We start from the raw sequence: 12189 nt of genomic DNA, 5'->3' as shown, positions 1-12189 counted from the left end.
GCGACTCCCCCGGGATATTTGCAGGACAGAGGCGGCGGGCGCGGGCTTGATGCTGCCGGGAGCGCCCCATATTAGCCTTAGGGCTAGCCGGAGGGCCGTTTCATGCGCCAGATCATCATTCTCGCCGCCAGCGTGGCGCTGCTGCCGGTGGCGGCGGTCGCGGAGACGGAGCTGAGTTTCTACCTCGGCGCACAGTCCTCGCCGCACAGCCGGGTCCATGTCGAGGGCGACCGGGTAATCCCGGACGAGGACTTCCTGATCGGCTGGGAAGGCCGCTCGTTCGACCCGCCGCCCTATTACGGCCTGCGGGTGACGAACTGGAGCGGGGCCAACTTCGGCTACGGGCTCGATTTCGTGCACGCCAAGGTCTACGCGGGCGACGACGACCGCCGCGACGCGGGCTACGACACGCTCGAGTTCACCGACGGGCTCAATGTCCTCACCCTCAACGGCTACTACCGCTGGCCGCAGCGCTTCGGGCAGCTGACGCCCTATGTCGGCGCGGGCGTCGGCGTGGCGGTGCCGTATGTCGAGGTGGAGAAGGGCGGCTCGTCGACCTTCGGCTACCAGTATACCGGCCCCGCCGTGACGCTGATCGGCGGCGCGAGCTACCCGCTCACCGACCGGGTGTCGGTGTTCGGCGAGTACAAGGGCACCTACTCGATGAACGAGGCCGAGCTCGACAGCGGCGGCACGCTGGAGTCGAACATCGTCACCAACGCGCTCAACCTCGGCGTCAGCTTCTCGTTCTAGGCGGGTTTCGTCTCGACCATCGCCGGGCGCGCCGCGAAGCGGGCGTGCCAGGCGGCGAGGGCGGGGCGGCCCTCGCGCCAGTCGCGGCCGCCGTGGCGGAAGTCGAGGTAGTCGAGCGCGACGGCGGTGGCGATCTGCGCCACGTCGAGCGGGCCGGAGAGGTGGCTCATCCAGCGGCCCTCGAGCGCGTCGAGCGCGCGGGCGACCTTCTGCCACTGGGCGGCGATCCAGTCGGCGCTCTTGCCCTCCTCGCCCTTGAGCCGGGCCTCGTAGATCATCAGCACCGCCGCCTCCATCACGCCGTGCGCCGTCGCCTCGAGGGTCAGCACCTCCCAGAGCCGCCGCTTTGGGTAAAAGCCGTCGCGCGCCTGGGCGTCGAGGTAGCGGCAGATGACGCGGCTGTCGTAGAGCGTCGGCCCGTCGGGGCGCACCAGCGCCGGGATCTTGCCCAGCGGGTTGGCGGCGAGTGCCTCGGGCGCGGAGGCGAGGGGCGTGGTGGCGACGGGCACCTCCTCGATCCGCTCCGCCAGCCCGGCCTCGCGGGCGAGGACGCGGACGGTGCGCACGAAGGGCGAGGCGGCGGACATGACGAGCTGCATGGGCGGGCTCCGGGCTGGCTTGGGTCGATGTTGAGGGGCGGTGAGCGGGGGGTGCGCGATGAATGCGCACCCTACGCGGCGAGGCGGGTTCCGGTGACGGCGCGGATGGTGGCGGGGACGATGGCGGTTTCGGGCTGGTCGGCGGCGAAGGCGACCTCGGTGAACTGCTCGGTGCGGCCCATGCGGGGGCTCTCCATCAGCACGCTGTGCGCGCGGCCGACCTGGGCGGCGAGGTGGGCGGCGACCCGCGCCGCGCCGGCGGCGCGCAGGCGGGCGGCGCGCTCGCGGATGGCGGGGCCGGGGACGGCGGGCATTCGGGCGGCGGGGGTGCCGGCGCGGGGCGAGTAGGGGAAGACGTGCAGCCAGGTCAGGTCGCACTCCTCCACCAGCCGCAGCGAGTTGGCGAAATGGGCCTCCGTCTCGGTCGGGAAGCCCGCGATGATGTCGGCGCCGAAGGTCATGTCGGGGCGCAGCCGCCGCGCCTCCTCGGTGAAGCGGATCGCGTCGTCGCGCAGGTGACGGCGCTTCATGCGCTTGAGGATCAGGTCGTCGCCGTGCTGCAGGCTGAGATGCAGGTGCGGCATCAGGCGCGGCTCGGTGGCGATGGCGAGCATCAGGTTGTCGTCGGCCTCGATCGAATCGATCGACGAGATCCGCAGGCGCGGCAGGTCGGGCACGAGGCGCAGGATCCGCATCACGAGATCGCCGAGCCGCGGCTGCGCGGGCAGGTCGCCGCCCCAGGAGGTGAGGTCGACCCCGGTGAGCACGACCTCGTTGTAGCCCCGGTCCACCAGCCGCTTGATCTGCTCGACCACCACGCCGGCCGGGACGGAGCGGGAATTGCCGCGTCCGAAGGGGATGATGCAGAAGGTGCAGCGGTGGTCGCAGCCGTTCTGGACCTGCACGTAGGCGCGCGAGCGGGTGCCGAAGCCGTCGATCAGGTGGCCGGCCGTCTCGGTGACGGACATGATGTCGTCGACCGCGACCCGCTCCGTCTCGCCGATCAGGTCGGGCGCCATCGCGGCCCAGGTCTCGGGCTGCATCTTCTCGGTGTTGCCGATGATGCGCGTCACCTCGGGCATGGCGGCGAAGGTCTCGGGCTCGGTCTGCGCGGCGCAGCCGGTGACGATGAGCGGTGCCTCCGGGTTCTCGCGGCGCAGGCGGCGGATCTCCTTCTTCGCCTTGCGCACGGCCTCGGCGGTGACGGCGCAGGTATTGACGACGAGCGCGTCGGAGAGCCCGGCCTGCTCGGCCAGCGCCTTCATCGCCTCCGTCTCGTAGGCGTTGAGGCGGCAGCCCATGGTGGTGAAGCGCGGTGCGTCAGCCATGCCAGACCCCGTCGAACACGTGCGCCGTCGGCCCGGCCATCCAGACGCCGTCGTCGCGCCAGTCGATCTCGAGTTCGCCGCCGTCGAGCAGCACCGTCACCCGCCGCTCCGTCAGCCCGCGCCGCGCGGCGGCGACGGCGGTGGCGCAGGAGGAGGAGCCCGAGGCCTCGGTGATGCCCACGCCGCGCTCCCAGACGCGCATGCGGATGCGGGCGCGGTCGAGCACCTGCGCGAGCTGCACGTTGGTGCGCTCGGGGAACAGCGGATGATGCTCGTGCTCGGCGCCGAAGCTGGCGAGGTCCACCGATTCGGCATCCTCGACGAAGAAGGTGCAGTGCGGGTTGCCCATGCCGGTGGCGACGGGGTCGCCCGGGATGGGCAGGTGCAGCGTATCGACCTCGCGCGCGAGCGGCACGCCCTGCCAGTCGGTCGAGGGCGCGCCCATGTTGACCGCGACCACCCCGCCGTGCCGTTCGGCGGCGAGCCGGCCGCGGGCGGTGACGAGGGCGAGGTCGTCGCGCCCCGTCTCGTCCATCAGGTGCGCCGCGATGCAGCGCGTGGCGTTGCCGCAGGCGGCCGATTGGGAGCCGTCGGAGTTCCAGAAGGTCAGCCGGGCATCGGCGTCCGCCGCGCCCTCGATCACCGCGAGCTGGTCGTACCCCACCCCGCGCCGCCGGTCGGCCATCGCCCGGATGACGTCCGCGCCGGGCATGGCGTGCCCGTCGCGCCGGTCGAGGACGACGAAGTCGTTGCCGAGCCCGTGCATCTTCATGAACGGCAGGCGAGAGGGGGCGGGGGTGCTCATGGGCGCCATATAGAAGAGCGCCCCGAGGGAATCCAGCGGCACCGAGATTCCGGGGTTGACCGCCTGCGGGCTCTTTCTTAGAGACACCCCTCGTGGGCCGTTAGCTCAGTTGGTAGAGCAACTGACTTTTAATCAGTGGGTCGCAGGTTCGAATCCTGCACGGCTCACCACTGCTTCATCCGAACTTGTTGCTTCCGGATCCCGGGCCGCGTCTTTCCGTGAGGGTGGCACGGGGGCTCAGGCGCCGGCAATCCTCACCGTGCGCTCCAGAATATCGACACCCTGGGTCTTCCAGAAGTGCAGCAGGTCGATGAAGATCCAGTTTTCGGCCAGCTTGTCGCCATCGCGGCGGTAGATGTCGATCACCCGCATCTCTCCGGGTGTGTCCGAGCCGGGCATTCCCATGAAGCCGCCCTTGTGGCGGGCAGTGAAATTGGGCCAGCCGAAGAAGCCGCCGTAGTGGCCCTCGGCGAGGCGGGCGAGGTGGCGGGTCTTGGAGCGGTCGGTGAAGGCCGCGCGGAACGGGCCGGAGTGCTGCTTGGCGTAGCGTTCGATCGTGTAGGTCGCTCCGATGCCGGCGGGGCCCCACCAGATCATGTCGTCGGCCCAGGTCCGGGCGAGTTCCTCTTCCAGCGACAGGCCCGATCGCCAGGTGCCGAGATCGCCGATCATGGCGTTGATCGCGGCGCGCGTGGCCGCCCCTTCGGCCTCGGGAGCATCATCGAAGAGCAGTCCTTCGTGGGTCAGCGGGCCGGGCTGGACCAGATGCGCAGCGGTCTGCGGCGGAAAGGGGTTCAGTCCGGCCTGCATCATCAGGTGCGGGATGTCGAAGTACATCGCGGTCTCGGCGATCCGGCCATCTTCGATCCGGTTGAACTCGCTGTAGCGCAGAAAGGCCATCTTGCCGGTCGGCGGGATGCCCAGCCAGGGCCGGTCGAAGAGGCCCATCAGGTGGCCCATGGAGACGACCCAGGTGCTCGCGAATCCGTCGATCTCGTTGCGGCCGGCAAAGAAGATGTCCTGCCGCCGCTGCATCCGGGTGAGCGACTGGCGGAGAGGTCCCCAGAAGCGCTCCGCCACCGCCTCCGGGCCGGTGAGTTTGTTAAAGGGATGGAACCCGCGCCAGACGGCGTCGGGCGTCATCGCCTTGGCCAGGATCGATCCGATTCGATCCACTGGGGCGCTGTCGAGTGCGGCGTAAAGGTCTAGAACGACTTGCTTTTCTGCCTGGAAAGTCACGGCTCCACCCCGTTTCGCTTTAAGCGCATTTTTCTATCCGGCCCTCGCATGTCCAGCCTTTATGCCGAGAATGCCGGTCTCATGAGGCTCCGGCCGGGCACGCGTCGGCGCGGGTTCGCCCCCCTAGGAGGACACGATCCGGCGCAGGTTTTCGAGGAGCCAGGCGTGGAGCGGGCTGTTGGCGTCGCGAGCGTGTCGGACGGCTTGCAACTGGAAATCGCCCACGTCGATCGGCAGGGGCTTGTGGACGATGTCGAACGGCTGCCAGTTCCCGACCGCGACCCGCTCGGGAAGCGTCATGACGAGCTCCGAGTTCTCGATGATCGAGAGCGCCGCGAAGAGCGATGGAACGACAGTGCGGATGTTCCGCTGGTATCCCTGCATCCGCAAGGCCTCGTCGACGCGGTTGCGGATCAACCCGTGGGGCGAGACGAGCAGGTGGTCCGCCTGTGCCATCTCCTCGAGCGTCGGGTTGTCGGACAGCAGGGGGTGTCCGCGCCGCCCGGCGAGGACGTAGCGCTCCGAATAGAGGTCCTCGACGACGAAGGTGGCCTCGCTCCTGAGCGGGATGTCGAAATATCCGATGGCGAGGTCGAGCCGGCCATGAACGAGGGCGTCGAGCGCCTCGGTATAGACCAGCGGGTAGGCGTGGACGTTGATGCTGGGGCTGAGGGTGCGCATTTCGGCGGCGAGTTTCGGAATGACAGTCGTCAGCTCGTAGTCGAAGGCGCCGATCCTGAGGTCGGTGGCGGTTGAGGCCGGATCGAACTGATCGGGATTTTCGAGCGTCTGGGACAGCAGCCGCACGATCCGGCGGATCTTGGGCTCGAGCTCATGCGCCAGCGCCGTCGGCTCGAGCCCGTGCGCCCGGCGCAGAAAGAGCGGATCCTCGTAGAGCGTGCGCAGGCGCTTCAACGCGTGGCTGACGGCGGGTTGGGTCAGTCCCATTTCGCGCGCCACCTCCGTCGCCTTGCGATGCCGCATGAGGCTGAGAAAGATCAACAGCACCGTCGTATCGATCAGGCGCAGATTAACGTGGCTTATATCTGTCATAGAACGATTTCATTATCTCGAATAATCTGCTTCGTCTAGCCTCCTTGCAAGCGCATGCAAGGCGCGAGGGTCCGCACCGTGGGAGGCACCGCATGGCCGAGATACAACTGCGCAATGTCTGCAAGCGATGGGGCGGCTTCGTCGGTGTCGACGACTTCGACCTGAGGATCGCGGATCGGGAGTTTCTCGTGCTGCTGGGCCCGTCGGGCTGCGGCAAGACGACGACGATGCGGATGATCGCGGGGCTGGAGGACCCCTCGGACGGCGAGATCTGGATCGGCGACCGCAAGGTCAACCAGCTGGAGCCCAAGGACCGCGATGTGGCGATGGTGTTCCAGAGCTACGCGCTCTACCCCAACCTCAACGTCTACGAGAACATCCGCTTTCCGCTGAAGGTGCGGGGTGTCGACCCGTCGACACATGACGAGAAGGTCCGCCGCGCCAGTGCGATGGTGGAGCTCGACGAGTTCCTGCATCGCCGCCCCGCCGAGCTCTCGGGCGGTCAGCGGCAGCGCGTGGCGCTGGCCCGCGCCATCGTGCGGGAGCCCAACGTTTTCCTCATGGACGAGCCGCTGTCGAACCTCGACGCGAAGCTGCGGGTGTCCACCCGCGCGCAGATCAAGAACCTCTCCCACGAGCTGAAAGTCACCACGATCTACGTCACCCACGACCAGATCGAGGCGATGACCCTCGCCGACCGGGTGGTGGTGATGGAAAAGGGCGTGGTGCAGCAGGTCGGCAGCCCGACGGAGATCTACGACAACCCGGCCAATACCTTCGTCGCCAGCTTCATCGGCTCGCCGGCGATGAACCTGATCGAGGGCGAGATGGCCGGCGGCAGCTTCAGCGCGCCGCGCACCCGGATCGAGGGGCTTCCGGCGCCCTCGGGCAAGGTCACGCTGGGGTTCCGGGCCGAGGACGCCCGGGTGGTCGAGAGCGGCGGCCAGATCGAGGCGCCGATCTACACGCTGGAGCTTCTGGGCGACGCCACCATGGTCACCGTCCGCATCGGCGGGGCGCTGGTCAGCGTCCGGGCCGACAAGACCTTCCGGGCAGAGATCGACGACATGGTCTCGATCGAGGTTCCGCCAGACCATTGTCACCTGTTCGACGGACAGACCGGCCAGCGGATCGCGGCCTGACAGCGCATACCCCGGGGGAGGCCGGGGATACCAAGGGTGCGCGGTTGCAAGCGCATCCCTCAACGACAGAGACACAGGGAGGATAACATGTTTCTGAGAACGACCGCCGCCGCGGGCCTGATGGCCGGCCTGATGTCCACCGCCGCCTTCGCAGAGGCACACGGGCCCGACTGCGGCCCCGAAGGGCAATCGATCCGCATCCTCGCCTCGGACTTCCCGGCGATCCACGCGGTGGTCGATGCCGCCGAGGAGAACTGCGCCGGGCAGGCTGCCGAGTTCACCCGCAACCACACCACCGAGGCGCGCCAGATCATGAACGCGGCGCTGACCCCCGACCCGGCGGAATACACCTCCGTCATCGTCGCCAACGCCACCCTGACCCAGCTGATGAACGACGGGCTGGTGCGTCCCCTTGATGACCTGGTCGAGAAGTACGGCGACAACATCCAGCCGAACCTGCTGATCAAGATCGGCGGCAACACCATGGCCGTGGCCTTCATGGCCAACTCCCAGCACCTCTTCGTGCGCGAGGACATCCTCGAGGAAGCCGGGGTGGAGGGCATTCCCGCCACCTTCGACGAGCTCGTCGACGCTGCCGAAAAGATCCGCGCCGCCGGCATCATGGAGCACCCGCTGGTGATGAACATGCAGACCGGCTGGAACGTGGGCGAGACCTTCAACCTGTTCTTCCTTGCCCACGGTGGCGAGTTCTTCGAGCCCGGCACCGCCGAGCCGACCGTCAACTCCGAGGCCGGCATCGCCGCGCTGGAGACCATGGCGCGGCTGGTGGAATACGCCCACCCCGACCACCTGACCCAAGCCTCCAACGAGACCCAGGCTCTCTGGGAGGCGGGGCAGGCGGCGCTCGGTATCATGTGGGGCTCGCGCGGCTCGGCGATCCTCGATGACGAGGGCTCGACTTCCGAGGTGACCGAGAACACCGTGCTGGCGGCCGCGCCCTCGGTGGAGCCGGGCGGCGTGCCGGGCGCGACGCTCTGGTGGGACGGCATCACCATTGCCAAGAACGTCAGCGACGAGGAAGCCGAGGCGACCTTCGCCGCGCTGGTCTCCGGGCTGACCTCGGAGATGGTGCAGGCCAACAACGACGACGCGGTCTGGCTGCTCGACGGCTTCGAGCCCGGGCCGGCGGCGGCGGGTGTCTCGGCCACCGCGCAGGGCGGGGCCAAGCCCTACCCGATGATCCCGCAGATCGGCATCATGCACACCGCCCTCGGCAACGAGCTGGTCGGCTTCCTCAAGGGCGAGGAGAGCGCCGAGCAGGCCCTCGCCGACGTCGAGGCGGCCTACCGCGACGCCGCCAAGGAAGCCGGCTTCCTGCAGTAACCACCGAAAGGCGCGCCGGCCTGACCGGCGCGCCTCCTCCCCCGAAAAGACCCGACCCGCGGGCCGGGCCTTTTCCACCCCAGGCATCGGAGCACGTGTCGCATGAAAAACCGCACCTTCTTCTGGTTCATCCTGCCGACCCTGTCCGCCATGGTCCTGTTCATCGCGCTGCCGATCGTCTCGGTCTTCATCCAGTCGCTGCACATCGAGCACGAGCAGGTGCTCGTCGTCTCCGAAAGCTGCGGCCCCTTCGGCTGCGAGCAGACCACCGAGGTCGACCTGGAGGCCTCCGCCGCCCTGCGCGAGGCCCAGCCGCTGGGCCGCTTCAACGGCTTTGCCACCTATACCAATCGCGCCCACCTCGCCTTCGACGAGATCGCCGAGGCCTGGCGCACCACCGAGGACACGGGCGCCTTCCTGCGCCGGGTCTTCGATCTGCCCTTCTACAAGGCGCTGACCTTCACCCTGACCTATACCGCCGTGGTCACGCCGCTGGTGCTGGTGCTGGGCCTCGCCGTGGCGGTGGGGGTCAACAACCTGCCGAAGCTGCTCAAGGGGCCGACGATCTTCGTCTCCCTCTTGCCCTTCCTCGTCACGCCCCTCGTCGGCTCGTTGATCCTGTTCTGGATGGTCGACGGCGACGGCATCATCGGCGCCACCCTGCAGCGGCTGACGGGCGATCCTTCACTCAGCCTCAAGGCCTCGCCGACGCTCACCTGGATCATGCTGATGACCTACGGCGTCTGGCACACGCTGCCCTTCAGCTTCATCGTCTTCTACGCCGGGCTGCAGACCGTGCCCAGGGACACGCTCGAGGCGGCCAAGATCGACGGCGCGTCCAAGTGGCAGAGCATGCGCTACGTCACCGTCCCGCACCTCGTGCCGCTGCTGACCTTCGTCTCGCTGATGCTGCTGATGGACAACTTCCGGGTCTTCGAGCCGATCGTCAGCTTCCAGAGCCAGGCCCACGCCACGTCGCTCAGCTGGATCATCTTCAACGACCTGCGCGAGAGCGGCAATCCGCTCTACGGCTCGGCCGGGGCGACCTCGATGATGACCATCCTCGGCGTCGTGATCCTGCTGACCCCGGTGCTGATCCGCACCTGGCGCGACTTCAACCGCAAGGCGCATTGAGGAGAGACCCATGACCATCACGACCCTCGATCCTTCCTCCTCCTCGGCTGCCGCCCGGCAGATGCCCTCGGCGCTGACCGTGATCTCCTTCCTGCTCGTCGGCCTCTGGCTGGTGATCGCCGCCTTCCCCTTCCTCTGGACGGTCTGGGGCAGCTTCAAGGTGCAGGCGGACTTCTTCTCCAAGGCCGACTGGACCAACGCCCTGCGCGGCACCAACACCATCGCCGAGACCGGCAGCGCCTTCACGCTGCGCGGCTACGAAGGCGCCTGGGTGCAGGAGGAGTTCTGGCGCGCCGCGCTCAACAGCTGCATCGTGGTCTTCTTCACCGTGGTCATCTCGCTGACCTTCGGCACCCTCGGCGGCTACGCCCTGGCGCGCTCGGGCAAGCAATACGCCTTCTGGCTCCTGATGGCCGCGCTGGTGTTCCGCGCCATGCCGCATATCACCCTGGTCTCGGGCTACCTGCTGCCGTTCTTCGAATGGAACGTCTGGGGCATCCTGCCGACGACGATCATCGTGCTGGTGGCGATCAACCAGCCTTTCACCCTGTGGATGCTGCACAGCTTTTTCCTGAACATCCCCAAGGACATGGACGAGAGCGCCATGGTCGACGGCTGCACCCGCTTCCAGGCCTTCCGGCACGTGATCATCCCGGTGATGTGGCCGGGGGTGATCACCACCGGGCTGTTCTCCTTCCTTCTCGCCTACAACGACTTCGCGGTGACCTCGATGCTGCTGTCGGAGAAGAACGAGACCATGATCCCCGCGATCGCCAGCTTCCTCGGCACCACGCAGGTGGAGGGGAACGTGATGTTCGCCGTCGCCGCCGTGGTCTCGGCCACCGCGCCGCTCTTCGTGCTCATCATGTTCTTCCAGCGCCAGATCGTCAGCGGCCTGACCGCCGGCGCCGTGAAAGGCTGACCGATGAAAGGCTCCCGACCAGAGCAGGCGGTGCTCAGCCGCGACACCGACATGAGCAAGACCGAGGCGACCCGGGCCGTGATCGAGGGCATGGTCGACGGTCTCAACGATCACCGGATCGATGATATCGGCCAGTTCTTCAGCCAGTCCGTTCGCTGGATGGGCAACTTCGGCTGCGGCACCAAGAATGGCCTGAAGGAGTTCCAGGACAACTGGCAGCGCCCGTTCCAGGCGGCCTTCTCGGAAAAGAGCTGCATCGACGAGGCGCGGCTTTACATGGGCGAATGGGCGGCCGCGTTCGGCCGGCAGGAGGCGACCCACTCCGGCCCCTTCATGGGCATCGCGCCGACCGGCAAGCGGGTCGAGATCCGCTACATGGATTTCTGGAAGGTCGAGGACGGCAAGATCACCGACAACTGGGTGATGGTCGATTTCCCCCACGTGCTGGCCCAGCTCGGCCATGACGTTTTCAACGGCGAAGGCTGGGAGGCCTTCGACCGGGGCGAAAGATCGCCGCACCGACCCGTAATGCAAGGACAAGGCGAATGAGCATTCAGCATCTCAAGCAATCGAAACCCGAAACCGACCGCGCCGAGGACGACGCCAAGGTGCGCGGCACCGTGGAGGCGGCGCTGGCCGATATCGAGGCGCGGGGCGACGCGGCCGTGCGCGAGATGAGCCAGAAGTTCGACAACTACGCGCCCGAGAGCTTCCGCCTGACCCGGGGCCAGATCGAGGGGCTGATGTCCAAGGTCTCCGCGCGGGACATGGAGGACATCAAATTCGCCCAGGCCCAGGTGATGGGGTTCGCCCGCGCCCAGCGCGACTCGATGACCGATATCGAGGTGGAGCCGATGCCCGGCGTGATCCTCGGGCACCGCAACATCCCGGTGCAGTCGGTGGGCTGCTACGTGCCCGCCGGCAAGTTCCCGATGGTCGCCTCGGCGCATATGTCGGTCGCCACCGCCACCGTTGCCGGCGTGCCGCGCATCGCCGCCGCCACCGCGCCCTTCAAGGGCGAGCCGAACCCGGCGGTGGTGGCCGCCATGCACCTCGGCGGCGCGCATGAGATCTATGCCCTCGGCGGCATCCAGGCGGTGGGGTCGATGGCCCTCGGGACCGAGACCATCGAGCCGGTGCACATGCTGGTCGGCCCCGGCAATGCCTTCGTCGCCGAGGCCAAGCGACAGCTCTACGGCCGGGTCGGGATCGACCTCTTCGCCGGGCCGACGGAGACGATGGTGATCGCCGACGAGACGGTGGACGCCGAGCTCTGCGCCACCGACCTGCTGGGCCAGGCCGAGCACGGCTACAACTCGCCCGCCTGCCTGATCACCAACTCGCGCCAGCTGGCCGAGGCGACGCTGGAGGAGATCGACCGGCTGCTGGCGATCCTGCCCACCGCCGAGACCGCACGGGCGAGTTGGGAGGATTACGGCGACGTGGTGCTCTGCGACAGCCACGAGGAGATGCTGCAGGTCGCCAACGACATGGCGTACGAGCACGTGCAGGTGATGACCGACCGCGACGACTGGTATCTGGAGCAGATGCACAGCTACGGCGCGCTGTTCCTCGGCCCGCGCACCAATGTCGCCAACGGCGACAAGGTGATCGGCACCAACCACACGCTGCCGACGAAGAAGGCCGGGCGCTATACCGGCGGTCTTTGGGTCGGCAAGTTCCTGAAGACCCACAGCTACCAGAAGATCACCACCGACGAGGCGGCGGCGCAGATCGGCGAATACGGCTCGCGGCTTTGTATGCTGGAGGGCTTCGTCGGCCATGCCGAGCAATGCAACATCCGCGTGCGCCGCTACGGCGGCCGCAACGTCGCTTATGGCACCGCGGCGGAGTGACGGGGATGCGGGAC

12 protein-coding genes and 1 tRNA gene are annotated in these 12189 nt (G+C 67.9%); 8 read left to right on the top strand and 5 right to left on the bottom strand.

Annotated elements, in window-relative coordinates:
- The first annotated feature begins 102 nt into the window (after positions 1–102).
- A complete protein-coding gene (locus OG2516_RS10470; RefSeq protein ID WP_007255636.1) occupies positions 103–753 on the top strand; it encodes an outer membrane protein in 651 nt (216 codons plus the stop codon).
- On the opposite strand, the gene OG2516_RS10465 is transcribed toward OG2516_RS10470, so the two are convergent.
- The 3 genes from OG2516_RS10465 to dapF all read right to left on the bottom strand — a co-directional run bounded on the left by OG2516_RS10465 (position 750) and on the right by dapF (position 3485).
- On the bottom strand, positions 750–1352 hold the full coding sequence (locus tag OG2516_RS10465) for a glutathione S-transferase (RefSeq protein WP_007255635.1): 603 nt from the start codon (positions 1350–1352) through the stop codon (positions 750–752). The genes OG2516_RS10470 and OG2516_RS10465 overlap by 4 nt on opposite strands.
- Positions 1353–1423: 71 nt before the next feature.
- The gene (gene mtaB, locus OG2516_RS10460; protein ID WP_007255634.1) at positions 1424–2680 is read right to left on the bottom strand and encodes a tRNA (N(6)-L-threonylcarbamoyladenosine(37)-C(2))-methylthiotransferase MtaB; all 1257 of its coding nucleotides are present in this window, start codon (positions 2678–2680) and stop codon (positions 1424–1426) included.
- Positions 2673–3485, bottom strand: a complete 813-nt coding sequence (gene dapF / locus OG2516_RS10455) for a diaminopimelate epimerase (protein WP_083788566.1) — start codon at positions 3483–3485, stop codon at positions 2673–2675. The genes mtaB and dapF overlap by 8 nt, the downstream gene beginning before the upstream one ends.
- A 94-nt stretch (positions 3486–3579) precedes the next feature.
- On the opposite strand from dapF, the gene OG2516_RS10450 reads away from it, so the two are divergent.
- Positions 3580–3655: transfer RNA gene (locus OG2516_RS10450), tRNA-Lys, on the top strand.
- 67 nt (positions 3656–3722) lie between these two features.
- On the opposite strand, the gene OG2516_RS10445 is transcribed toward OG2516_RS10450, so the two are convergent.
- A complete protein-coding gene (locus OG2516_RS10445) occupies positions 3723–4724 on the bottom strand; it encodes a nuclear transport factor 2 family protein (RefSeq protein WP_040615108.1) in 1002 nt (333 codons plus the stop codon).
- Between the two features lie 123 nt (positions 4725–4847).
- Positions 4848–5777 (bottom strand): LysR family transcriptional regulator, encoded by a 930-nt coding sequence (locus OG2516_RS10440; protein WP_007255631.1) that lies wholly within the window; start codon positions 5775–5777, stop codon positions 4848–4850.
- Positions 5778–5869: 92 nt separating this feature from the next.
- Here OG2516_RS10440 and OG2516_RS10435 point away from each other — a divergent pair, with 92 nt between their 5' ends.
- From OG2516_RS10435 to hisD, 6 genes are all read left to right on the top strand, one after another.
- On the top strand, positions 5870–6919 hold the full coding sequence (locus OG2516_RS10435) for an ABC transporter ATP-binding protein (protein ID WP_007255630.1): 1050 nt from the start codon (positions 5870–5872) through the stop codon (positions 6917–6919).
- An 87-nt stretch (positions 6920–7006) separates the two neighbouring features.
- A complete protein-coding gene (locus OG2516_RS10430) occupies positions 7007–8263 on the top strand; it encodes an ABC transporter substrate-binding protein (protein WP_007255629.1) in 1257 nt (418 codons plus the stop codon).
- Positions 8264–8365: 102 nt separating this feature from the next.
- Positions 8366–9397: a carbohydrate ABC transporter permease gene (locus OG2516_RS10425; protein WP_007255628.1), complete on the top strand. Its 1032-nt coding sequence runs from the start codon at positions 8366–8368 to the stop codon at positions 9395–9397.
- Positions 9398–9458: 61 nt separating this feature from the next.
- Complete coding sequence (locus tag OG2516_RS10420) at positions 9459–10319, top strand: carbohydrate ABC transporter permease (RefSeq protein ID WP_040615764.1); 861 nt, start codon at positions 9459–9461, stop codon at positions 10317–10319.
- Positions 10320–10322: 3 nt separating this feature from the next.
- Entirely contained in the window at positions 10323–10868 is a 546-nt protein-coding gene (locus OG2516_RS10415) for an ester cyclase (protein ID WP_040615105.1), read from the top strand.
- Positions 10865–12175 (top strand): histidinol dehydrogenase, encoded by a 1311-nt coding sequence (gene hisD / locus OG2516_RS10410; protein WP_007255625.1) that lies wholly within the window; start codon positions 10865–10867, stop codon positions 12173–12175. The genes OG2516_RS10415 and hisD overlap by 4 nt, the downstream gene beginning before the upstream one ends.
- Positions 12176–12189: the final 14 nt, after the last annotated feature.

Source organism: Oceanicola granulosus HTCC2516, from assembly GCF_000153305.1.
Taxonomy (GTDB): Bacteria; Pseudomonadota; Alphaproteobacteria; order Rhodobacterales; family Rhodobacteraceae; genus Oceanicola; species Oceanicola granulosus.
Note: the sequence above shows the minus strand (reverse complement) of the source record. Positions and strands in the feature narration are given on the sequence as shown.